Source organism: Rhodococcus sp. IEGM 1379 (assembly GCF_030056815.1).
Classification (GTDB): Bacteria; Actinomycetota; Actinomycetes; order Mycobacteriales; family Mycobacteriaceae; genus Rhodococcus_F.
Genome location: NZ_JASHKR010000014.1, coordinates 75,131 through 99,693, shown reverse-complemented (window position 1 = coordinate 99,693; position 24,563 = coordinate 75,131). Strand labels below are relative to the sequence as shown.

Below are 24,563 nucleotides of genomic sequence, written 5' to 3'. Positions count from 1 at the left end.
GATTAACCTTCGGCGGCCACCAACTTCTCGACCACTCGAGGCATCACGGCGGCAAGAGCCGTCGCGGCGGACGCGCACCCGACAGCCTGGAACCAGGCAAGCGGTCCCAGCGGAGTGCAGCCCAGGAACTGACTGACCACCGGCGTGCTGACAAGTGCACCGAGCACGGCGACGGATCCCACGGCCGTCACAACAACCAGCGGACTTCGCGATTCGATCAGCGTCTGCCCGAGCTGAGTCCCCACCAACGCAACCAATGCCACAGTCGACGCTCGGCGCCGGCGGCCGGTGCCCCGGGCAAGAATCCAGGCCGACAATGCACCGAGTGCCGTAGCGCCCCCACGAATCGTGATGGTGCGCCACAGGTCGTCGGTGTCTGACCCGCGAGAATCCATCTGGCGCTCGGCCGTCGGTGTGCTCACTGCAAGGGCCGCTGCGGGCAATGCATCCGTCATCAGGTTGACCAACAACATTTGCCGCGCATTGAGTGGAGACTCCCCCGACAGCGCGCTGCCCGTCAGCGCAAACGCCACCTCCCCGGCATTACCACCGAGGAGGACGCCCACCGCCGAACGTACGCGTCGCCAGAGCTGCGCGCCTTCGTCGAGCGCATCGATCAAGCCGCTCACACGGCCATCCAGCAGAACGATATCCGCAGCGCCACGAGCCGGATCGCTATCCGACGCCGCCACCCCGATACCCACACTGGCAGCGCGGATCGCGGCCGCGTCGTTGGCACCGTCGCCGACCATCGCGCATACCGACCCGCCTGCCTCCAGCGCATGAACGACCTGCACCTTGTGCTCCGGTGTCATCCGGGCGAACACAGTTCGCTCCGTGACTATCGACTCCCGCTCACTACGCGAGAGGCTCTCCCACTCCGGGCCTGTGACAACATCACTCGGTTGCATGGACATACCCAGCTCCGACGCGACCGCCGCCGCGGTGAGTGGGTGATCGCCGGTGAGCAACCGGATTCCGAGATCGCGGCCTCGAAGGTCCTCTACAAGTTTTCGGGCGTCCGATCTCAAAGTGTCCGAGAGACCGAGCAATCCCACCGGCTCCAAGCCCGAAGCACAGCATTGCTCGAGAAAGTCCGAATCCTGCGCTGCCCGCTGGGCATCCGACTCGGAAAGTTCGCGGTGAGCCACTGCTATTACTCTGAGTCCGCGCTCAGCCATACTCCGAACATGCTGTGCAGAAACACTTTTCGGCGCAGCACTCGCCGATACGAACTCCGGTGAACCCTTGAGCGCTATTCGACGACCGATCAACGCCGCCGAATACGGTCGGCCCGACCGAAACGGCACCAGCGCCGATGCCTGAGCACCCTCGAACACCAGCGGATGCTTCAACACTTCCTCGGCCGCGCTCACGACAGCCGAATCAGTCGAGTGGAATACCTGGTCGCCCGTGCTGGCCAACGCGCTTCGTGCGGCAACTTCCAGAATTCGATCACCGTTCCAACCGTCGACGCGTTCGACCGCCGCGACGCGAAGATGGTTCTCGCTCAACGTCCCGGTCTTGTCGAAACAGACGCAATCGACGCGCCCCAATGCCTCGATCGAACGCGGTGATCGAACCAGTGCGCCCACCGAAGTCAGCCTCCGAGCAGCGGCCTGCTGCGCGAGGGTCGCGACCAGCGGCAAGCCTTCCGGCACCGCCGCAACCGCGACTGCTACTCCGCCGGTAACTGCTTGACGCAGCGCAGTACCGCGGAGCAAGCCCATCGCGGTGACCAACGCGCCGCCGCCGATACTGACGGGAAGTGTCTTCTTGGTCAGCTCACGCAAGCGACTCGACAATCCGACGTCGGGTCCAACTCTCGGTTCACGGACGTCGACCTTGCGCGCCTCGGTCAACGACCCGACGGCGGTCACTTTTCCCTGGCCTGCCCCAGCGACAACGGTGGTACCGGCGTAGACCATGCAACTACGCTCAGCCACCGGAACGCCAGGAGTAGCGCGGGTGTGCTTCTCGACAGGCATGGATTCACCTGTCAGCGAGGACTCGTCGATCTCGAGTGACTCACAGCGAACGAGTCGACAATCGACCGGAACTACATCGCCAGGTTCGATGTCGACGATGTCTCCGACCGCCAACTCTTCAGCGGGAACTCGCTCCGCGGCATCCGAACGTGGCGGCACTCGGCGAGCCAACGGCTCTTGAACTCGAAGTAACTCGCGAACAACACGTTCCGAATGCAGCCTTTGCATCGCGGACAGTGTTGCATTGCCAGCCAGAACCGAACCGACCAGGACGGCATCGATCGGCGAGCCCAAGATCGCACTGGCCGCGGATCCTGTCGCCAGCACCGGCGTCAACGGATCCGCCAACTCGGATCGCACCGCGCCCAACGCTTCCCGAGCGAGCCGAACCGGTGCCAGGACAAACGAAACCGCCTCCATGCTGCGCGACGATCGGACGGTGGCCTCGTTCGAAGGCAACTCGCTCAACACTTCTTCGACGCCCAGTTCGTGCCAGTCGTTGCGCGAACTTCCGGCCGGAACATCGACTCTCAGCGCAGATCGAGCCAAACGATAGCCCGTCCACAGCGCCGCTCCGGCCCCGACGGTGACCGGACCCGGCCCCCGACCGCGCACACCGGGAAGCATCACCAAAGCACCCAGCAATGAAGCGCCACTGGATAATTCGACGCCGCGCCTCGTCGCGGTCCGCGCCGCGGGTAGGGCGCGCAGCACCCGCCACACACCGGCAAGTCCGTGATCGAGAATATCCGCGGTCGGCGGCGCGCGGCCGGGTTCGGCGACTCCGATACGTACGACGGCCGGTCCGTCCAGATCGGACGCGGTGACTACGGCGACGTTCGCACCGGTGGAAGCCAAGCTCGTCAACGCTGACTCGAGTGCGTCGTCGATATCTGCAGATACTGGAAACAATTGATCGAATCCCCCACGAAGTGACCCGAGACTGTCCACATCGATTCCGACCGCCTGCACACCGGCCGTATGCAACTGGACAACTACCGCTTCCGCCAAAGCTTTTCGCTCCGGAATTACCAGCACCTCGGCCCCGTCGATACTGTGCCGGCCCGCAGCGAGATTGCCGTCTCCCAACTTTTGCCGAGCGCGATTCCACACTTCCACACGATCTGCATCTGCCACGCCGCGAATATCAGCCACCCGGAGTTTCTCGGCCAGGAGTACCCGCGGATCGATCAGTACCGTGTCGACTCGGTCGAGTTTCCTCACGGCACCCGGATTCACGACCAACGATCCCTCCCGCCGCCACAGTTCCCGCGTCAGCGTCGCGGAGAAAGATTCCCGAGAAACACGCAACGCCCGCGGAGACGCGACCCGAACTGCAGTCGCTGCCGTCTCCGAACTACCGGTCACGCAAGCGATCACTCCTGCCGCTGTCAGTTGGCCGAGAGCCACCCGATCCGCATGACGTTCACCGAGTCCCTTGACCTCCAACTCCTCCGAATCGGACGAGGCCGGACACTGCGCGACACCCCACTCGGATGACGCCCTCCCCAGATTCCACGCCTCGTCGAGTCGTAGCGACCGCACTCCCACGTCCACGAGCAGTGCCGCTGGAGCCTGCGTCAGCACATCAGCGACAGAGGTGGCGGACTCGAGAACGACGTCGGTCAACGAACGACCGATGACCTGCTCAATCCGTTTTCGCAGACGCGGTTGGTAATTCATCGCTGCCACCCCGGCTGCGAGCAACGACGATCCCGGTATCAGCGGTACTCGCGCCAACGAACCGGCCAGTGCCGGAACGATTCCCGCAGCTGCGACTGACGTGGTGAACAGCCGGGCGATCAGATCCCCGGCAGGTGCAGCTCGAACGACGTTCGAAACGAGAGAGGGAAGCAATGGAGGAAACATTCTCTCAGGACGCCGACTGGCTCTTGTGTGATGTTCGTGCGACAGGTTTCTCGGACTTCCGGGGATGCTGCTCATGTTCGTTGTTCCCCGCACCGACGGCGGCGTGATCCTTACGGTCCAATTCGCGTAGTACCACCGCCGTACCACCCACTGCTACCAGGACCGGCCATTCCACCAACCCCGCAGCCCCGACCGCCGCCAGCGTGAGGACCGCCGTCGGCGTCGATTTCGCTCCGGCCCGAATACCGTCACGCACGCCACCGGCTGCGCCCCGGATTCCGCCGCTCACCCCACCGACAACGCCTCCGCCGACTGCGCCCACAGCGCTGGTTGTCATGCGAGCAGCGCCTGTGACAACGCGGGTGGCTTCATTCACGATCGACATCGCCACGCTCCTATCAGGAGTCCATCGAATTGATTCGGTACCAGGTGCCATACCCACCAGCGCCGACGGCAATCACAATCAGCACACGTTCTCGCCCCAACCGACGGCCCTGCGCTCATTTCGGGCGCAGTAGCGGGTACGGTGCGAGAGGCGGCTCGGACGTCGACGAAGAACGTCCGCAATTCATCGACAGGAATCCTGCACTGTGGCGATTATCGGCAACTCCGAACTCGACGTCTTTCGTTTGTCTTTGGGCGGTAATCCCTTCGGATGGACAGCCGACGAACCGACATCGTTCGAGATACTCGACGCCTTTGCCGAAGCCGGCGCGAACTTCATCGACACGTCCGACTCGTACACCGCGTCCGTCGCCGGAAACTCGGGTGGAGAATCCGAGACCATCATCGGAAACTGGCTCACCGACCGCGGATTGCACGACGACGTCATCGTCGCCACCAAGGTAGGCAGCCACCCTGACTTCAAGGGACTGAAGGCAACAACCATCGCTGCTGCCGCAGACGCGTCGCTGGCGCGGCTACAGACCGACTGCATCGACCTGTACTACGCCCACTTCGACGATCCCGACACACCGCTCGAAGAAACTCTCGAGGCATTCAACGCGCTCGTCGAGGCCGGGAAGGTTCGTTACCTCGGAATCTCCAATTACAGTCCCGACCGTGTTCGCGAATGGCTTCGTATCGCCGCAGAGAACGGGTACGCCCAGCCGATCGCCATGCAACCCCACTACAACCTGGTGCACCGGAAATCGTACGAACCCGAACTCGCGAAAATCGCCACCGACCACAACATCAGCGTCTTTCCGTACTTCGCCCTCGCATCAGGTTTCCTGACCGGAAAATACCGAACTCGCGCAGACATCGAAGGCAGCCCGCGCGAACGAATCACCGCGAGCTACTTCAGCGACGCCGGTCTGACCGTCGTCGATGCACTTGCCGACATTGCGGGCAACCACGACTGCGAAATGTCGACCGTCGCCTTGGCCTGGTTGCTGACACGCCCAGGCATCACCGCTCCGATCGCAAGTGTCAGCCGCGTCGAACAACTCCCCGCGCTACTGGACGCACCCAATCTGGTGTTGTCCTCGGATGAACTCGATGAACTCGAACGCCTGTCCACCGCGGTCGGAGCCTAGGGTCGTACGGCCGCCGATCGGTCAGGCGGACTTGCGGCGGCGAGTACCCAAAGTGGAGTTTCCGATAGTCCAGAACGCCCAACCGTCGTAGCTCTCGATGTCACCGGAAATATGTCCGGTAACAGCGTTGGCTGCGGCAGTCGGGTTGGGGAATCGGCGCCCTTCCATCGGGCCCCGCATGATCTCGAGAATCTCCGTTGTCTCGTCGAATCGACCGACCCAGCGGTAGCCGTGGCAATCGGCAGTCACCTCGAGGCGTAAGTCGATGACCTCGATCTCTTCGACGGCAGCACTGGCCCGACGCTTCTTGGCGACAACCGGAGTTGCCGTGCGCTTGGCGGCCACGGGTGCCTCGACGTGGATGCTCGTGTCCTTGACCGCGGCCAGTCCGAGAGCATCCCAACGATCGTGGCCGTGCACAACGCGCCCCCGCGGAATCGCATGATGACCGGTGCGTGTGCGTCCCGGGCTGTCCATGATCCACAGATCGACCTCGGAGCGGATATCGTCTGCGACCTCCACCGACGGCAGCATGAAGAACTGGTGGGGATCTACCGCCAGATCAACGAACACCCAGAACTCGGAGCGAGTGTCATCACTCTCGATGTCCTCGTCCTGGCGTCGCGCCTGCCAGTCACCGTCGAGTTTGGAGCGAACCCGAACGATGCGCGTACTGCCGTCGCCGCCCTTCACTTCCACCGGGTTGCGGCGCGAATGCGTCAACCGCACGGCTTTGCCACCACGCTGGGTCACTTCGGAAATGAACGCATTGATGCCGCGGCTCGCGGTGTCTTCCATGGTTGGCCTGTCTTGAAGCTGTTACGCCCGGTATCGCCAGATCGGCCTGCGGGTGGGGCGGAAGCGGACAGTTGTCGCGGCCAACGCCCGGCGAATCCGGCTCACGGCCGGTTTACTTACCTCGACCTTACATCGCCGCGACCGGAGAGCCTAAGGTGCCCGACGCTCATTCCCAGAGGTCAGGAGTGCAATGTCGCCGTACAACGCTGCGCGATGGGCAAACATCAACTCGTCTACACCGTCGAATTGGTCGCCCACATGATGCGTATTGGCCGCTGAGAGTTCCCGCGAACCCGAGCGCGCCAACAGGTCGTCGATACGGCTGTCCAAACTCGCCGCATGCAGGGCAGCGCGTTGGGAACTGAGCTGATCTTCGGCGCGTGAGACCAGGTCACCGATCCGCGCCAACGCCGCCACCCGCTCGACCAACTGGTCCCAGACCGCCCCGAGAGCCTCGGTACGTGAGTCGATCGATGCGCGGGTGCCCTCGTCGCGTGCAAAATTTGCAGCCTCGTCGAGTTCGGCAAGAATCGACCGAAGCGCGACAGTGTCCACGGAGATCTGGGTGACCTCGTCGGCGAGATCCAGCTGATTTCGTTGAATGACAAAATGATCCGAATGCCAAGCGACGGACGATTCGATGCGGTCGTACACATTGCCCGCCAGGTAGCGCAGTGCATCGTATCTTCCGGCGGCAACCGAATGGTCGTGGTCGACCAATCCGTCGAGAGCTTCGGCTATCCGCCGACCCGTATCGGCGATGACCCCCGAACCCTCGAAACGTGCCAATCGCCCCGCAAGCTTGTCGAGGGCGGCGCTGCCGGTACCCGCCACAACTCCCAGACCAGTTACCGGCTTCGTCGGCACGGGCGTGCGACTGAGCCCCACGAACAGCGCCTCACGTTGGTCGACGTCGAGATGCAGACCGTCACGTCGATCCTTGCGGATAGCGCGGACGCTACTCGCGAAATGGCGATTGGATCGTACGACCGCTGCCCGAGCGGTTTGGACGCGTTTTTCCAAAACTTGGACTCTACGTTCGAGCACGACGTGGACGGGTCCGATCCGGTTGGTGCTGAGCCGCCCACAGGTTCGCGCGTATTCATCGGTGAGCTGCCGGAGTTCGGACCAACCGCCGATATCCGGGAAGGAACGACCGACTGCGCGGCGATTGGCCATGACCGATCGAGTGTCGTCGTCGACGTACCCACCGGCCAGGAGGAGCGCGACTTCAGCGGACAGTTCCGGTCGATTCCATTCGATCAGCCCGGCGGCGCACCAAGCCCGAACTTGGTTGGAGATCAGCGCTCGTCGCTCGGTAACCAACCCATCAGCCCCACCGTTAACATCTGCCCCAGGGGTTACATCACCCGAGTCGACGCCGTGAACTTCTGCCATGTCATCCCTCCCAGGTGCCGATATCCACTGTTCCAGAATCTCGGGCGGCGCGCGCAGACCCCAACCAAAAGTTGACGCGCCTCTGCCTTACCGTAAGCAAATGACCTCGCCGCGAACCGACAAACCGTCAGGGCGCCCAACGCTCCCGACGGCGGCGGTCACGCATCTGACGTCACTGCTCGAGGCTCGGTCGCCGTCACTGCCGGAGTGGTTCGACGTAGCCGAGCGCCACAACTACGTGGCACCCGCGTCGACAGTTCCGGCACTCATGACAGCCGCCCTGAGCCATCCCGAACATCGCGAACGGTTACTCCTCCTCGCCGGCCCCCGAGGTCAATACCTTGCGGACCACAACCCGGACTGGGCACAATTGCGTCGCGTCGGATCCCGCCGTGACGAACTGTGGCTCTCCACCGACACCGACGACCGGATGGCCTGGTTCGACTACATCCGGACACTTGATCCCGCCTTGGCAACCGAAGAACTCGAGATTGCCTGGGACACCGAAGCTCCGTCGCTACGACGCGATTTCCTGGGCCGATTGCGCGTCGGACTGGGTGAGCACGACTACGACGTACTCGAACGCGGCCTCGACGACTCGTCGATCGACGTGCGCGAGCGTTCCATTCAATTGCTTCGCCAGCTCCCCGGCTCGCCGTTCGCCGAACGGATGACCGCCCGCGCCAAGGCCTGGGTACGACTCGAAACCAAACCATTGCGCCCTCGCCTCGTCATCCGCCTCCCCGGTTCACTCGACAGCCAAGCACCACGGGACGGCATCGAGGACGTCCACAACAAGTACAAAGGGATCGGGAAGTGGTGGCTCCGACAGGTGGTCACCGCAACACCACTTGCTTTGTGGGACTCGATGATCGGATCACCTCGCGAAGCGTTCCGCATCCCGATCGAACAGCAGTGGCACGACGTGATGACCGAATCCTGGACTGCTGCAACAGTTCTCCAGAAGAACTCCGCGTGGGCGTCTGCATTACTCGAACGAGACGGCAGGAACACCGATCGACGCATCGTCTCGATTGCGAATCCGCGGGAACGTATCGCGTATATCCTGGACGGCCACGCCGACGACTACCTCCTCGGAGTTGACGGCAGCGCCCTGCTCGACGGAATCGGCCACCCCTGGCCCCTGGCCGTGGCGCAGAAACTCGTGAGCGCACTCGAAGCGGAAGCGGCCGAACACGCTGCCTCGGGTGACGAGTTGGGTATTCACTCACGGCACAGCCACTATTCAACTCTGCGGAGCGCGCAGGCACGGTTCCCGCTCGAAGCCGTCGCACTACTCTCGGGCGCCGCCAACCGCGCATCCACCACCGACTGGCAACGCGCATTCACCGAGACTGCCGCCCACATCGAGGACCGTCGAATCCGGTTAGATGTGCTTCGCAACGGCTGACAAGTAGCGACGGGGCCGCACCCTGCAACAACAGGATACGGCCCCGACTACCCGCGAAAGATCAGACCACAGTCACCATTTCGTGGTCAGCCACTCCGGCAGCCAACACACGCAGGTGATCCTCGGTACTTCCGAGAGTGTGCTCGATAGCCACCAAACGGCTCACGTAATGCCCCACCGGATACTCCGCCGTCATGCCGATGCCACCGTGCATCTGGATAGCTTCCTGCCCGATGAGCCGCGCCGAGCGCCCGATCTGCAACTTGGCACGAGACGCAATCACCGGATCGACAACGCCGTCGGCCAGTGACATCGTCGCGTACAGGCTCATGCTGCGCGCCAACTCGAGTGACACGTACAGATCTGCCGCCCGGTGCGTCAGTGTCTGGAACTTGGCCAACGGGACCCCGAATTGCTTGCGGGTCTTGAGGTATTCCGTGGTGAGTCTCAGTGCCTCTTCCATGGCGCCGACAGCCTCGGCGCACAGAGCCGCCTGCTCGCGGATCTGGGATGCTGCGACGAGCGCTGACGCGTCACCTCCGGCACCCAGAGCCTCGGCCGGCGTGTCGGTGAACTCGATCTGCGCGCCGCGCAATCCGTCGTGCGTTGCGTACGACTTTCGCACCAGGCCCGACGCGTCACTCTTGACCAGGAAGAGCCCGACTCCCCCATCGGGCAACGTGGCGCTCACTACCAGAATGTCTGCAGTGGCTCCGTGTCCCACCGGATTTTTGACACCGGTGATACTCCAACCATCACCCGCCGGCTTCGCAGAAGTTGTTCGCTGCGTTGCGGGCCAACGGATTCCGGGCTCTTGGTCCGCAAAAGCCAGGAAGGTCACGCCCTCGGCCACTGCGGGCAGGATCGACGAACGTTGTTGCGCGCTACCGCCGTCCGAGATCAGCCCACCCGGCGTGACGACGGCGTCGAGCACCGGCTCGGGAGCGAGGCGTCGGCCGATCTCGGTCATGACAGCACCAAGTTCGACGGGCCCGGCGTCCATGCCACCGTCTTCCTCGGAAAATGTCAGACCCAGCAGCCCGACCTCGGCCAGCTGCTTCCACACCTGCGGACTCCACCCGGGATCCGAATCCGTGACGGCATTTCGCTTTTCGGCGTCGTAACTACGAGAAAGCAGGTCCTTGGTGGTGTCACGAAGAAGCTTCTGCTCGTCATTGAGTTCGAAGTCCATGCCACGCCTCACAATCCGAGGATCGAGGAAGCGATGATGCTGCGCTGCACTTCGCTCGATCCGCTGTAGATGGATACCTTCCGGTAATTCAGATACGTCGGTGCGCTGTGTTGCGCCCACACCGGCGAGGCGATATCGGTGCCGGCGTCGAACGGCAACGAATCGAGCCCGGCAACATCCATGAGGATCTCGACCGCTGCCTGCTGCAACTCCGATCCCCGCAACTTCAGCAACGAGGAGGCCGGGTTCGGCTTGCCGTCCGAGGATCCCGCTACTACCCGCAATTGTGTGAGTTCAAGCGCGAGCAGTTCATTCTCGAGCTCCGCCAAACGGGCTGCGAACAGGGAATCTTCCAGAAGCGTGCCGTTGCCGACCTTAACCTCGGCAGCACGGGCTTTCGCTTGAGCCAAACGAACTTTCGAGAAACCGACGCGGGTGACACCGGTGCGCTCGTTGCCGAGCAAGAACTTGGCGTAGCCCCAACCCTGATTCTCTTCACCCACCAAGTTCTCACCGGGAACACGCACGTCGTCGAAGAAGACCTCGTTGACCTCGTAGCCACCGTCGATCAGCTTGATCGGGCGGACCGTCACGCCCGGCGTCTTCAGGTCTACGAGGATGAACGAAATACCGGCCTGACGCTTAGGTGCGTCAGGGTTGGTCCGTACGAGACAGAAAATCCAATCGGCATACTGACCGAGCGTCGTCCACGTCTTCTGGCCGTTGAGTACCCAGTCGTTGCCGTCGCGAACTGCGCGAGTCTTGAGCGACGCGAGGTCGGACCCTGCTTCTGGTTCGGAGAAGCCCTGGCACCACCAGATATCGAGGTTCGCCGTCGCCGGAAGGAACTTCTCCTTCTGTTCCTGCGAACCGAAGGCCGCGATGACCGGTCCGACCATGTTGGCGTTAAACGCCAGCGGCTCCGGGACCGACGCCAACTGCAACTCGTCGAGCCAGATGTTGTGCTGAACCGGAGTCCAGTCCTTGCCGCCCCACTCGACCGGCCAGTGCGGCACAGCCAGACCGTGAGCGTTCAGGATCTGCTGGGCCTCGACCATCCGGTCGCGGCCCAACTCCTCGCCGTGGGCGTACGCAGTCCTAGTCGCTTCGGGGATTTGTGTGCGGAAGAACGTCCGCATCTCGTCCCGGAACGCCAGTTCCTCGTCGGTCAATGCCAGGTTCATCGGGATTCCTTCGTACTCGAAACCGGATTCATGTTCGGTTCGACCGTACTCCGATCGCACACGACAAGGTTAGGAAACCTGGTAAGAAGGCGGACCCGATCCGATCACAGCGTCTTGAGAACCAAAAGGAATCCTCCGCCGGCGGGATCAATACTCGTTTCGACATTGAGATTCGGAGCCAATCGAGAAAGCCGATCAATCAACCACTCCGACGCATCCTCGGCATCGTCCTTGCCGGGGCAGCGAGCGACCGCAACCCGACCACCCTTACGTTCGAGCTGCTCCACCACTCCGATGATCGGCGCGGGATCCACGACGAACAACCGATCCGGCCACGCCACAACAGGTTTGACGGCGCCCTTCTTGGTATTGCAGGCGCGATGAGCCAGGCGCTCGACCCCGCCCTTGGATTTTCCGCCCTTTTTGACGGTATTGATGCTGTCGATACTCGGGCCGCGGGGATCGTTGACCGACATATCGGGATCGACGGGCTCGTCACACAGCCAGCAACGCCAAGACTCACGTTCGCCGACTTCTTGAAGGGTAATCATAGGAAGCAACGCTACCCGTGCGCACTTTTGGCTGTTCACACAACCAAAAGTGCGCACGCGCGGGTCGCGCCGATGTGACAGCGCTTGCCCCCTACAAGTCTGCGATCGCCTCCAGCGGCTTTGTCTTGGCCGCTCGGTTTGCCGGCCACAATGCCGCCAGCACGCCGACAACACCGGAACCGATCAGCATCCCGACAACCTGACCCCACGGAATGGTGACCTCACCCAACCCCTGATCCTTGAGCGTGCTCACGAACGCCCAGCCGAAGGCGATACCGAGAAGCACACCGACCGCCGCACCGTAGACCGCAATGAGAACGGATTCGAGGTAGATCGTCCGTCGCATCTGCCCGCGCTGCATACCCACAGCACGGAGCATTCCGATTTCTCGACGTCGTTCGACAACCGAGAGCGCCAGCGTGTTGATGATGCCCAGGATTGCGATGACCACTGCCAGTGCAAGTAGCCCGTACAGAATGGCCAGCAGCGTATTGATCTGCTGTCCTTGGGTTCCCTTGAACTCCTCACGGTCCTGAACCTGAATGACCACATACTTTTCGGTGGCCGTCTCGAGTTCGCCGCGCAGCGCCGTCAAATCCGTACCAGGCTTCGCCTTCACGAGAACAGCGAAGTCCGGCAAACTGTCGGCCGGCATCAATGTCCGGTACGCCTCATCCGAGACGATCCATGAGCCGATCAGTTGGTTGTCCTCGAACACTCCCGCAACAACAGCCGGGTATTGCTTGCCGTTCGATCCCGTCAAGGTCTGGGTCGAGCCGACTGTCCATCCGTTGTCCTTGGATGTGGTCTGGGAAACCATCATGTTGTTTCCGGACAGATCAGCGGTGCCCTCCACGATTTGGTAGTCGAGCACTCCGTCGATCGGGCCGTCCAACGACGCACCCTGCTCGTCCTCACCATTCACCTTGGCCCGAACTCCGTGGAGGGAGGTCGCACTCTGCACATCCGGGAGAGCCCGGACCGCGTCGGCCGCGCCGCGTGGAACACCGATCGCATTGGGGCCGGACAGAATGTAATCCGCCGAGACACCCACGTCGACAAGCGCATTGATACTGGCCTTGGCTGACGAACCGAACACACCGATGACCGTGACCAGCATCAGGCCCAACGTCAGCGCAAATGCGGTAGCGGCGGTACGACGCGGATTGCGGACAGCATTGGTACGCGCCAACCGGCCGACCGCGCCGAACGGTTTTGCGAATACCGCGCCGAGTACACCCACAATGGGTTGCGACAGCGCCGGAGCGCCGAGCAGGACGGCAATGATCAGCGCAAAAGCGCCACCGCCGACGGTCAATGCGGCGCCCTCGCCGGTTCCCCGTGAACCGAGAACCAACAGGACCGCACCGATGACGCCGAGAACGGCGCCGCTGATCGTGCGCACATGTAGGGAGTCTCCGGTGGACGCGAACTCCTCGCGCATCGCCGCGACCGGCGGAATCTTGGATGCCCGACGCGCCGGCGCATAGGCACTCAGGGTCGTCACCACCACTCCGACAACCAACGCGACGACGACGGTCCGCGGGCTGACCTGCAACGAGCCCTCCGGCAATCCCACGTCGAAGGCGTTGAGCAACCCGCGCAAACCGTAGGCCAGGGCGATACCGGCAAGCAGACCGATGGCACTGCCGATCAGCCCGACGATGAGCGCCTCCGTGACCACCGATCGCCCGACCTGGGCCCGGCTCGCACCCACGGCGCGGAGCAGAGCAAGTTCACGCAACCGCTGAGCGACGATCATCGAGAAGGTGTTGTAGATGATGAATGTGCCGACCAACAATGCGATGGCACCGAACGCCAGCAGGAAATAGTTGATGAAACTGAGCGCTGTATCAACCTGGGCTTTTGTCTCTTCTCGAACCTGATCACCGGTCTGCACCTTCAGATCCGGAAAAACCTGTTCGACCCGCTGAGCAAGGTCGGTCTGCGAAACTCCGTTGCCGGCGACGTCGATATAGTCGACATGCTGACCGTCGGTGAACAGTCCCCGCGCCTGCTCGTCCGTGAACAACGCACCGATGTAACCACCGGTGTCACTACTAGAACTCGTGTAGATACCGGAGAGCGTTACGTCGATGATTCCCCGCGACGGAACCAGGACCCGCGCTTGGTCCCCCACGGTCAAACTCGCCCGCTCCGCCGCACTCGCGTTCAACGCGATGTCCCCGGTAGCCGTCGGCGGCCCACCGGCCTCGTACGGATCCGGTTCCGTGATCGCCTTGTCGGCCGGCAGGTACGACTGCCCGATACTCGGAGCGCCACCCGTCTGAACGGCGCCACCATCGGCATTGATCAGGACGATCTGACCACTGACCGCCGGCGCAACCGCTCGAACGCCGTCGATCGCCGCAATCTTGTCGACGTCCTCGATCGGAACACCGCCGGTATTTCGTTCTTGCGTCGACACCCGAACGTCGACGCCCTGAGCAGTGTTCTCGAAAATCGAATCGAAAGTCTTCTGCAATGTATCTGTGAATACGAATGATCCGGCGACAAAAGCCGTACCCAGCACCACTGACAACACGGTGAGCGCCAATCGCACCTTGTGTGCCGCCAAGTTGCGCATCGACACCTTGCGCATCGGTGAATTGGTTACCGAAGCCATATCGTCAAGCTCCGGCTTCTACTGTGACTGCAACCTGCGGAGCATCCAGACGCTTCATCCGATCGAGAACGGAATCGGCCGTCGGCTCACGTAGTTCGTCGACGATCTTGCCGTCCGCCAGGAAAACGACACGATCCGCATAGGCCGCCGCCCGCGGATCGTGCGTCACGATGACCACGGTCTGACCGAACTCGTCGACCGCTGACCGAAGAATCGACAACACCTCACCCGACGAACGCGAATCAAGGTTGCCCGTCGGCTCATCCCCGAAGATGATCTCGGGCTGGCCTGCCAATGCTCTCGCGCACGCCACGCGTTGCTGCTGTCCACCCGACAACTCGCCCGGTCGGTGGTCCAGCCGATCCTTCAATCCGAGCTTCGTGAGCACATTGTCCAGCCAGGCCGGATCGGCCTTTCGGCCGGCGATATCGAGCGGCAACGTGATGTTCTCGAGGGCCGTCAATGTCGGTACCAGGTTGAACGCCTGAAAAACGAACCCGATGCGATCGCGTCGTAGCGCCGTCATCTGCTTGTCCGACAACCCCGTCAACTCGGTGTCGCCGATGAGAACGGACCCGGAACTGGCTGAGTCCAGACCGGCCAGGCAATGCATCAGCGTCGACTTTCCCGAACCCGACGGGCCCATGATGGCCGTGAACTCACCACGCGCAAAATCTGCGGACACAGCACTGAGTGCATGTACTTGGGTGTCTCCGGTGCCGTACGTCTTGGACAGGCCTACGGCGCGGGCCGCAATATATTGGGCGTGCGAACTCATGATCGCCTTCCTCTTCACTTCGGATTGATCCGGCGTCCAGTATGCGGGCGCCTACTGACACTGTTCCCATCTTGTCGTCTGCAAGTCCTCGCCGCCATCGGGGACGACCCTGATATTCAGAAGCAGAAACTCAGGGCGGCTTTGTCCGGACAGTCCGAGTCGACGGGCACCTTCCCCGGAAACACGTATACAACCCGGCCACGACCACTAGCCTTGTGACACCCGTCACGCACTGAAAGGTGGTCGAATGTCCCACGCCGCCACTGCAATCATCTTCGATCGACTCGAGCACTGGGCCGGCGTCAAACCCGAAGAACCGGCGATGGCCTTCCAAGGAACCGAATACACGTGGACCCAGTGGCATGACCGAATCCTGCGCATCGCCGGCGCACTCGAAGAAGTCGGTATCGGCGCCGGAGACACCGTCGCGTTTGTCGACAAAAATCATCTCTCCTGCCTCGAAATCACCTACGCAGCTTCCCTGCTCGGCGCCGCCAACGCCGTCCCCAACTGGCGACTCTCCGGCGAAGAACTCGACTACGTGCTCGCAGACTGCGGCGCCCGAATTCTCTTCGTCGGCAGCGAACTACTCCCCCAGGTCGTCGCGATGCGCGACCGCTTGACGGCCGTCGAATTAATCATCACCGTCGGAAGCGAGAACGACGAGTTCGAACCCTGGGTCGACGACGCCATTCCATTGGTAGCCCGGCCGGTGGTCAGCACCGACAGCACTGCTCTCATTCTCTACAGCTCCGGAACCACCGGACGCCCCAAGGGAGTTCAGCTCACCCACAGAAACCTGTTCGCACACAGCAACGACGTCCTCGAAATCCTGCCGGCGCGACCAGGCGATCACTTCCTGATCGCGATGCCACTGTTTCACGTCGGCGGAAGTTGCTACGCCATCATGGGAATTCACACCGGCGGACGCTGCTACTTCACCCGCGAAGCCGACGGCCCCTCGATATTCGCAGGCCTCGCAGCCGGCGCCAACATTGCATTCCTGGTTCCCCCCGTCATCGCCGGTGTCCTGGCGGCCGGCGATCAAGCCGTCGGCGCATTCCATGCGTTGAAACGCATCACTTACGGCGCTGCGCCCATGCCGCTTCCGTTGTTGCGCGCAGCACTCGCCGCCTGGCCCGACACCGAATTCGTCCAGGTCTACGGCATGACCGAACTGGCCGGCGTCGTCACCGCCCTCATGCCCGACGTGCACCGCGACGAATCGCAAGTCGAACGCATGGCCTCGGCCGGAACTCCCATTCCCGGCGTCGAACTGCGCGTCGTCGATCCCGTCACCCTCGAAGACGTCGAAGCTGGGACTACCGGAGAACTCTGGTGGCGGTCGGAGCAGTGCACACCGGGATACCTGAACAAGCCCGAGGCCACTGCCGAAGCAATCACGCCCGACGGCTGGCTGCGCAGCGGGGACATGGGTCGAGCAGATTCAGAAGGGTTCGTCTTCATCGAGGACCGGCTCAAGGACATGATCATCACCGGCGGCGAAAACGTCTACTCACCTGAAATCGAACGAGTCCTCGTCGAACATCCGGCAATTGCCGAAGTCGCAGTCATCGGCGTCCCCGACGACCGATGGGGTGAAACAGTCAAGGCCGTCGTAGTTCTCACCGCGGACGCACAGATCACCGACACCGAACTGATTACCTACACACACGGACGGCTCGCAAAGTTCAAGTGCCCGACCAGCATCGACGTCGTCGAAATCCTTCCCCGTAACCCAACCGGAAAGATACTCAAACGGGACCTCCGTAAGCCCTACTGGGACAACCGCGAAAACAAGCTGGTCTGAGTTCTCGTGCTGTAATGGGGCGGTGACTTCGCGCCGCCCCACTCGATTCGACCCGTCTGCCCTCACCCCGACTTCTCCCTGCCCCTGCGGGAGCGGGAATCCGTTGGGCGAGTGCTGCGGCCGATACCTCTCCGGACAGGCCACCGCACCCACAGCCGAAACACTGATGCGTTCGCGGTACACGGCTTTCGCCGTACTCGATACCGAATATCTGCTGAGGACTTGGCATTCCGACCACCGCCCGTCGACGTTGGATCTGGACACCGACCAGCAATGGACTCGGCTCGAAATCTTGGACACCGAACGCGGCAGCCTGTTCGATTCCGAAGGCATCGTGGAGTTCAGCGCCCACTACTCTTTCGGACGGGAACACGGAATTCTCCACGAGCGCAGCAGGTTCGAACGGATCGACGGGCAGTGGCTCTACGTCGACGGCGATATCGATTAGACAACTCTGAGCACCGCGCTCGCCGCGTCGCCTGTCGCGAGCCCTACGATCGATGCATGACAACGAACCGGACGAGATCATTTGCCGCCATCGCTGCCATCGCAGTAGGTGTAAGCCTCACCGCTTGCTCGCAGGAAACCGTCGCGACACCGACCGCAGCGATATCCTCGGCGTCCCCGACTACCAGTTCGGGCGCCGCGCCTGAACCCGCTCCGACGGACAGCTCGGACAAAACCTCGGCAGCAGTGTCCGAATCAAGGCTGACTGTCACTGATGTCCGGATCGGCGCACACGAGAACTTCGATCGCGTCGTGTACGAAATGGGCGGCACGGGAACGCCCGGATGGCGCGTCAAGTACGTCGACGCAGCAGTTCAGGAAGGTAGCGGCAAGCCCATGAATGTCGCGGGCGGCGCAATTATCCAGGTGCTGATCGACGGATCCGCCTACCCGTTCGACAGCGGCGTGGAGCAGTACTCCGGACCCAATCCCGTTCCCGGAGTTGCCGGTGGCGTGGTCACCGAGGTCAACGGGTCCTCGGTATTCGAAGGCGTGACCCAGTCGTTCATCGGCGTCACCGAGAAGCGCCCCTTCTCGGTGACCACGCTCAGCGATCCAATCCGTGTTGTGGTGGACGTAGCCCGATAACCCACCCACTTGACCTCTAGCGCGCTTGAGGTTCTACCTTCGTGTCGTACCGACAACGTAACGTTCGGTGCCGGTACGACACGAAGGACGCCGACATGAGTATGGAATTAACCGCGCGGAACGCGATGTACAACGCGATGCACGGGCAAGAAGACAGACGGCCGTTCTCGAAGAAGGCGCTCAAGCGTATCGCGACATTCGCGGTCCCCCAGAAGCGCAATCTGAGTTGGTTTCTCGTACTCAGCGTGGTTACCGCCGCACTGGCCGTCGCCACTCCGGTGCTGGCCGGCGACGTGGTCAACGCGATAGTGGGTGGCGACGCCGTCAGCGTGGTCGTGATCCTGGCCGGGCTGATCGCACTGGTGGCTCTGCTCGAAGCAGCTCTCGGACTGCTGACGCGATGGCTCTCCGCAAGTATCGGTGAAGACCTGATCCTGCACCTGCGGACCGCAGTGTTCGACCACGTCCAGAAGATGCCCATCGCATTCTTCACCAGGACTCGTACGGGCGCACTCGTCAGCCGACTCAACAACGACGTGATCGGTGCGCAGCGCGCGTTCAGCAATACACTGTCCGGGGTGGTCAGTAACTTGGTCACCTTGGTGATCACGCTTGTTGTCATGCTCGGAATTTCGTGGCAGATCACCCTGCTTGCACTGCTGCTGCTACCGATATTCGTGATCCCGGCCAGGCGTATGGGCGCGAGACTCGCCGCTCTCAGTCGTGAAGCCGCCAATCACAATTCGGCTATGAGCACTCAGATGACCGAACGCTTCTCGGCACCGGGAGCAACGCTGGTCAAACTCTTCGGCCGCCCCGCACAGGAATCCACCGAGTTCGCGGTCCGAGCCCGACGGGTCCGTAACATCGGCGTCCGTACCGCCATGCTGCAGTCCATCTTTGTGACCGCGCTGACGCTTGTCTCGGCTCTGGCCCTTGCACTGGTCTACGGCCTCGGCGGCTACTACGCATTGCGCGGGCAGTTGGATGCCGGCGCCGTTGTCTCGATGGCATTGCTACTCACTCGGCTGTACTCACCCTTGACCGCACTCGCCAGTGCGCGCATGGACGTCATGAGCGCCCTCGTCAGTTTCGAGCGTGTCTTCGAAGTTCTCGACCTGGCCCCGCTCATCACCGAAAAGCCTGATGCGGGTGTAGTTCCCGACGGACCGGTATCCGTCGAATTCAAGAACGTGAAATTTGCCTACCCGTCCGCGGACAAGGTCTCTCTCGCCTCACTCGAGGAGGTAGCGATCCTCGACAACCGTGGCGGCGAGGACGTCCTGCACGAGTTGTCATTCCGCACCGAAGCCGGCCAGATGGTGGCACTCGTCGGCACATCCGGCGCCGGAAAGTCGACTATCGCTCAGATGATTCCGCGCCTCTACGACGTCGATTCTGGTTCTGTCGAACTCGGCGGGGTCGACGTCCGAGATCTGACCACCGACTCCATTCGGGAAACCGTCGGCATGGTCACCCAGGACGGGCACCTGTTCCACGAAAGTTTGCGATCCAATCTGCTACTCGCGCGGCCCGGTGCCACGGAGGAAGAGTTGCGTGAGGTGTTGGAGCGGTCGAGGCTCACCAGCCTCGTTGCGTCCTTGCCCGACGGACTCGAAACCGTTGTCGGAGAACGCGGATACCGGTTGTCCGGCGGTGAGCGTCAACGTCTGACCATTGCTCGGTTGCTCTTGGCTCAGCCGAGAGTCGTGATCCTCGACGAAGCCACCGCCCACCTTGACTCGACATCCGAGGCTGCAGTTCAGGAAGCCCTGGGCGAAGCTCTAGCCGGGCGCACTGCAGTCGTGATCGCGCACCGACTCTCCACCATCCGCGCCGCCGACCTGATTCTGGTCGTCGAAGCCGGACGGATCATCGAGCGCGGCACTCACACCGAACTGCTCGCCCACAGCGGCCGGTACGCCGAGCTGTACCGCACTCAATTCGATACCGGCAGTGAGCAACCCGCTCCCGACGATCTCGAACCGAGCGTCCTCTGACATTCATGCTGACAAACAAGCGCTGACAAACAAAACAGGCGCTGCCCTCCGATTGGAGAGCAGCGCCTGTTCAGCGAAAAAGATCAGTCTTCGAAGCGATCGCGTCCGCCACCGCGACGGTCATCACGACCACCACGGCCGCCGGCCGGACGGCCCTGCGGCGGTCCGAAATCAGGCTGCAGCTGGATCAGGACACCGGAGATACGAGTCCGACGAAGAGCCTCGAGGGTCTCGTTGGACAGATCTGCAGGCAACTCGACGATGCTGTGATCGGGACGAATGCTGATGTGCCCGAAGTCGCTTCGACGCAGGCCACCCTCGTTGGCGATAGCGCCGACAATGGCACCCGGAACAACACGGTGACGCTTACCGACCGCAATGCGGTACGTCGCCAATTCCTGGCCCTCGGGTCCGCGCGAACGCGGCGCCTCACGGTCGTCGAACTTGCGCGGCGGTCGCGGCTCGCGAGGCTCACGCTCACGACGCGGCGGTGCCGGCGGCTCGGGAGCAAGAAGGAATGCGTCGCCGTCACGCGACTGCACTGCGAGTGCTGCCGCGATGTCGATGAGCGGAACGTCATGTTCCTGGTCGTAATCTTCGATCATCTTGCGGAACAACGCCAGATTCTCGGACGCCAGGCTCTCGGTGATGGAATCGCCGAACTTGGAGACACGCTGAGCGTTGACGTCGTCGACGCTGGGCAGCTGCATCTCGGCAAGCGGCTGACGCGTCGCCTTCTCGATGGACTTGAGCAGATGACGCTCACGCGGAGCGACGAACAGCAACGCGTCACCCTGACGGCCCGCGCGACCGGTACGGCCGATGCGGTGCACGTAGGACTCGGTGTCGTGCGGGATGTCGTAGTTGACGACGTGCGAGATGCGCTCGACGTCGAGACCGCGGGCGGCAACGTCGGTGGCCACGAGGATGTCGAGGGCACCGTTCTTGAGCTGACCGATGGTCCGCTCGCGCTGCGTCTGGACGATGTCGCCGTTGATGGCAGCAGCAGAATGCCCGCGAGCGCGAAGCTTCTCGGCCAACTCTTCGGTTGCCTGCTTGGTGCGAACGAAGATGATCATCGCTTCGAAGGTTTCGACCTCGAGAACACGAGTCAGGGCGTCGAGCTTGCGCTGATGCGCAACCTGGATGTAGCGCTGATTGATGTTCGAAGCCGTCGACGTCTTGGACTTGACGGTGATCTCGACCGGGTTGTTCAGGTACTGCTTCGAGATGCGGCGGATGGATCCGGGCATCGTCGCGGAGAACAGTGCGACCTGCTTCTGGCTGGGAGTGTCACGGAGGATGCGTTCGACGTCCTCCTGGAAACCCATCTTCAGCATCTCGTCGGCCTCGTCGAGAACGAGGTAGGCGAGATTGGTCAGGTCGAGAGTGCCCTTCTCGAGGTGGTCGATGACACGGCCCGGCGTACCGACGACGACGTGCGCGCCGCGGCGCAAGCCGGACAGCTGAACGCCGTAGCTCTGGCCACCGTAGATCGGCAGGACATTCAGCCCGGGGATGTGGGCGGAGTACTTGCCGAAAGCCTCGGCTACCTGCAGTGCGAGCTCACGGGTAGGAGCAAGCACCAGCGCCTGAGTCTGCTTGACCGACGTATCGATACGCGACAGGACAGGAATGGCGAATGCCGCTGTCTTGCCGGTGCCGGTCTGGGCAAGTCCGACAACATCCTTGCCTTCGAGCAGCGGAGGAATGGTGGCAGCCTGGATCGGCGAGGGCGACTCGTAGCCCACGTCAGACAGTGCCTTCAGTACCCGATCATCGATGTCGAGGTCGGCAAATGTTGGGGGTTCGGGGTCACGCTCAATATCACTCATTTGACCAGCAGTTTAGCCGAAGGAGTATAGCCACGACTACATACCTGGTGATCGACTACGACACATCCACGTTCACCGGCGGTTTCGCCTAGCGTAAGAACCATGACCGAGGACACCCCCACGCCCCCCTCACGGACCGTCGTTGCCGTTGCGCAGTTCGCTCCCGGCATGGACAAGGCGGCGAACCTCGACGCACTACGTTCACTTGCCACCGAAGCCGCTGTTCAGGGCGCAAAAGTGGTAGTCGCACCGGAGTACTCCATGTATACCGCGCCCCGTACCGACGAGCGCCTGATCGACACCGCCGAAGACCTTGACGGCACGTTCGGTTCGGGTCTGGCTGCCATCGCCGCGGACCTCGGAATCTTCCTCGTAGCCGGAATGAACGAGCGACTGCGCAACGTGAGCAGAATCTCCAACACCCTTGTCGCAATGGGCCCGGGAGGCGAACTTGCCGCCACCTACCGGAAGCTTCATCTCTACGACGCATTCGGATATCTGGAATCGGCAGTAATCGCACCAGGCGAGATCGACGAGCCGCAGACCTTCCTGTGCGAAGGTCTGACTTTCGGACTGCAGACCTGCTACGACCTCCGCTTCCCCGAGGTGACTCGTCGCATCGTCGATGCCGGCGCCGACGTTCTCCTACTTCCGGCCCAGTGGGTTCCGGGCCCGTTGAAAGAAGATCACTGGACGACCCTTATTCGTGCCCGGGCTATCGAGAACACCATGTACATCGCAGCCGCGGACCAGAGTGCGCGCGGCGGCGCCGGCGCAAGCATGATCGTCGACCCCATGGGTGTTGTGCTCTGCTCACTCGGCGAGCAGGTCGGCGTCGCGTCGACACCCGTCTCGAGCTCGCGAATCCACGAGGTTCGTCAGAAGAATCCGGCTCTCGCGTTGCGGCGGTTCACAATTATCGAACGGTGACGGAAATACGAGTAGCGTCGAAAGTGGCGCTTCACCGGTAAATCCCCAAGGGTCGTTCTCCACCAGGACAGCGATGGCACATTATCGAGATCGATTTGCCGCCGGACGAACACTCTCCGGCTGGCTGGACCCTGCACAACTTCACGACCCGGTCATCCTCGGACTCCCTCGTGGAGGGGTTCCCGTCGCGGCCGAGGTCGCGACCGCCCTGCACGCACCGCTCGACATCATCGTCGTGCGCAAACTCGGGTCTCCCCGAAATCCTGAACTCGCTCTCGGCGCGATCGGCGAAGGTGACGTCCGCGTACTCAACCACGACGTGATTGCAGCGGAGCAAGTCTCGCCCGAAGCGTTACGACGGATCGAGCGCACCGAACGCGCCGAACTGCAGCGACGAGCGAATGTTCTCCGAAACCGTCGCACCCCGGTCTCGCTCGTCGGCAGAACCGCCGTCATCGTCGACGACGGAATGGCAACGGGAGCGAGCGCTGCCGTCGCGGCGCAATGCGCTCGTGAACAAGGTGCTGACGGCGTCATCGTGGCTGTACCGATCGCTTCGCCCGAGGCGATGCGCCTGCTCGAAAACTTGACCGATGCCGTTATCTGTCCGTACGTCCCGCCACTGCTCGGCGGCGTCGGCGCGGCTTTCGAAGATTTCCACCAGTTGACCGATACCGAGGTCGTCAACCTCCTCGAACAGTAGTTTTCAGGCAATTCGGAACGTTTATGTGATGTGTGCAACATTTTGACCCCAGGTGTCGATAGCCCGTGTGGAGCAAGAAATAACACCGGCAAGCTTTTTCTGGAGGACATCGTGAGCATCCCGACAGATACCGTCGACGCAGTCGCAGCAGCGTGCCGCGACCGACTGGGCGACCCATCCGCGTGGGTGGCTTCGGATGCATACCGAGCGAGTCTCGCGCTGTGCATCATCGAATCGGTGCAGTCGAGCAGCGGACACAGCGAAGTTGCTGTCGTCGATCGTTATCTGGCCTACCGACAAGCCCGAGACAAGAACCCCGTCACCGACGGTGCCCGCGAACTCCTGCGAACATTCGAGGAGGCCGGCAGCTCGGATCAGTGGGCCGGCAAGATCGGCTCCTACAAGCGGCGCTACAGCGCGACCGGCGTCCCGATCGAGGCGCGGCACATCCAGCAGGTTGCCGAGAAACTTCACTACCTCCACATCGACTCCGTCGAAGACCTTCTCTCGGCCGCCGATTCCGATCACTCCCTCGACGCGGTTCGCCGGGCGTGGACAGAAGCCTGCGGTTCCGACGCAGATGTGACCTGGGCACACCTGCTGATGCTGGCGGGCATCCCCCACATCGATCTCGGCTCAGCAGCCGACACATTCATCGGCACGACGTTGGGCACCGACGAGCGCCCGTCGAACACGGCGGAGATCCTCGCAGCAACCGCTGCGCAACTCGGTGTCAAGCCTGACCGGTTGGACTACGCAATCAGGCGCTGGCTGTCGGTCCACGGACGGTCACTGGACCACGCAGCCTAAGTAACTGTGAACGCTTCGTAACATCAAAACCCAGGTCGACACGCAGA

General features: G+C 62.3%; 19 protein-coding genes. 9 read left to right on the top strand and 10 right to left on the bottom strand.

The genetic code is table 11. The annotated features are described in order from the left end of the window. Positions 1-2 precede the first annotated feature (2 nt). Both QM600_RS11070 and QM600_RS11065 read right to left on the bottom strand, forming a co-directional pair. A complete protein-coding gene (locus QM600_RS11070) occupies positions 3-3,845 on the bottom strand; it encodes a cation-translocating P-type ATPase (RefSeq protein ID WP_283261501.1) in 3,843 nt (1,280 codons plus the stop codon). A gap of 16 nt (positions 3,846-3,861) precedes the next feature. Further along, on the bottom strand, positions 3,862-4,242 hold the full coding sequence (locus tag QM600_RS11065) for a hypothetical protein (RefSeq protein WP_283261500.1): 381 nt from the start codon (positions 4,240-4,242) through the stop codon (positions 3,862-3,864). A 205-nt stretch (positions 4,243-4,447) separates the two neighbouring features. Between QM600_RS11065 and QM600_RS11060 the strand changes: the two genes are divergently transcribed. Next, on the top strand, positions 4,448-5,395 hold the full coding sequence (locus QM600_RS11060) for an aldo/keto reductase (protein ID WP_283261499.1): 948 nt from the start codon (positions 4,448-4,450) through the stop codon (positions 5,393-5,395). Positions 5,396-5,416: 21 nt separating this feature from the next. Here the strand turns inward: QM600_RS11060 and QM600_RS11055 are convergent, their stop codons facing one another. Together QM600_RS11055 and QM600_RS11050 are read right to left on the bottom strand one after the other, a co-directional pair. Beyond that, positions 5,417-6,193 carry a hypothetical protein gene (locus tag QM600_RS11055; protein WP_283261498.1) on the bottom strand — a complete coding sequence of 259 codons (777 nt, stop codon included), beginning with the start codon at positions 6,191-6,193 and terminating at the stop codon, positions 5,417-5,419. A gap of 150 nt (positions 6,194-6,343) precedes the next feature. Next, positions 6,344-7,591: a hypothetical protein gene (locus QM600_RS11050; protein ID WP_283261497.1), complete on the bottom strand. Its 1,248-nt coding sequence runs from the start codon at positions 7,589-7,591 to the stop codon at positions 6,344-6,346. Positions 7,592-7,691: 100 nt separating this feature from the next. On the opposite strand from QM600_RS11050, the gene QM600_RS11045 reads away from it, so the two are divergent. Further along, complete coding sequence (locus tag QM600_RS11045) at positions 7,692-9,002, top strand: DUF5691 domain-containing protein (protein ID WP_283261496.1); 1,311 nt, start codon at positions 7,692-7,694, stop codon at positions 9,000-9,002. Positions 9,003-9,063: 61 nt separating this feature from the next. Here the strand turns inward: QM600_RS11045 and QM600_RS11040 are convergent, their stop codons facing one another. The 5 genes from QM600_RS11040 to QM600_RS11020 all read right to left on the bottom strand — a co-directional run bounded on the left by QM600_RS11040 (position 9,064) and on the right by QM600_RS11020 (position 15,333). After that, entirely contained in the window at positions 9,064-10,194 is a 1,131-nt protein-coding gene (locus QM600_RS11040; protein ID WP_283261495.1) for an acyl-CoA dehydrogenase family protein, read from the bottom strand. Between the two features lie 8 nt (positions 10,195-10,202). Continuing rightward, entirely contained in the window at positions 10,203-11,378 is a 1,176-nt protein-coding gene (locus tag QM600_RS11035) for an acyl-CoA dehydrogenase family protein (RefSeq protein WP_283261512.1), read from the bottom strand. A 104-nt stretch (positions 11,379-11,482) separates the two neighbouring features. After that, entirely contained in the window at positions 11,483-11,929 is a 447-nt protein-coding gene (locus QM600_RS11030; RefSeq protein WP_283261494.1) for a hypothetical protein, read from the bottom strand. A 91-nt stretch (positions 11,930-12,020) separates the two neighbouring features. Further along, positions 12,021-14,555, bottom strand: coding sequence for an ABC transporter permease (locus QM600_RS11025; protein WP_283261493.1), 2,535 nt, complete (start codon positions 14,553-14,555; stop codon positions 12,021-12,023). 4 nt (positions 14,556-14,559) lie between these two features. Next, positions 14,560-15,333 carry an ABC transporter ATP-binding protein gene (locus QM600_RS11020; protein WP_283261492.1) on the bottom strand — a complete coding sequence of 258 codons (774 nt, stop codon included), beginning with the start codon at positions 15,331-15,333 and terminating at the stop codon, positions 14,560-14,562. 247 nt (positions 15,334-15,580) lie between these two features. On the opposite strand from QM600_RS11020, the gene QM600_RS11015 reads away from it, so the two are divergent. From QM600_RS11015 to QM600_RS11000, 4 genes are all read left to right on the top strand, one after another. Continuing rightward, complete coding sequence (locus QM600_RS11015) at positions 15,581-17,143, top strand: long-chain-fatty-acid--CoA ligase (RefSeq protein ID WP_283261491.1); 1,563 nt, start codon at positions 15,581-15,583, stop codon at positions 17,141-17,143. A 22-nt stretch (positions 17,144-17,165) separates the two neighbouring features. Continuing rightward, a complete protein-coding gene (locus tag QM600_RS11010; RefSeq protein WP_283261490.1) occupies positions 17,166-17,591 on the top strand; it encodes a YchJ family protein in 426 nt (141 codons plus the stop codon). A gap of 56 nt (positions 17,592-17,647) precedes the next feature. Next, positions 17,648-18,238, top strand: coding sequence for an AMIN-like domain-containing (lipo)protein (locus QM600_RS11005; protein ID WP_283261489.1), 591 nt, complete (start codon positions 17,648-17,650; stop codon positions 18,236-18,238). A 95-nt stretch (positions 18,239-18,333) separates the two neighbouring features. Further along, positions 18,334-20,238: an ABC transporter ATP-binding protein gene (locus QM600_RS11000; RefSeq protein ID WP_283261488.1), complete on the top strand. Its 1,905-nt coding sequence runs from the start codon at positions 18,334-18,336 to the stop codon at positions 20,236-20,238. A gap of 83 nt (positions 20,239-20,321) precedes the next feature. Here the strand turns inward: QM600_RS11000 and QM600_RS10995 are convergent, their stop codons facing one another. Continuing rightward, entirely contained in the window at positions 20,322-22,073 is a 1,752-nt protein-coding gene (locus QM600_RS10995) for a DEAD/DEAH box helicase (RefSeq protein ID WP_283261487.1), read from the bottom strand. Between the two features lie 102 nt (positions 22,074-22,175). Between QM600_RS10995 and QM600_RS10990 the strand changes: the two genes are divergently transcribed. The 3 genes from QM600_RS10990 to QM600_RS10980 all read left to right on the top strand — a co-directional run bounded on the left by QM600_RS10990 (position 22,176) and on the right by QM600_RS10980 (position 24,516). Then, entirely contained in the window at positions 22,176-23,003 is an 828-nt protein-coding gene (locus tag QM600_RS10990; protein ID WP_283261486.1) for a carbon-nitrogen hydrolase family protein, read from the top strand. A 73-nt stretch (positions 23,004-23,076) separates the two neighbouring features. After that, positions 23,077-23,706: a phosphoribosyltransferase gene (locus QM600_RS10985; RefSeq protein ID WP_283261485.1), complete on the top strand. Its 630-nt coding sequence runs from the start codon at positions 23,077-23,079 to the stop codon at positions 23,704-23,706. Positions 23,707-23,817: 111 nt separating this feature from the next. Beyond that, positions 23,818-24,516, top strand: coding sequence for a DUF8548 family protein (locus QM600_RS10980; protein ID WP_283261484.1), 699 nt, complete (start codon positions 23,818-23,820; stop codon positions 24,514-24,516). Positions 24,517-24,563 lie beyond the last annotated feature (47 nt).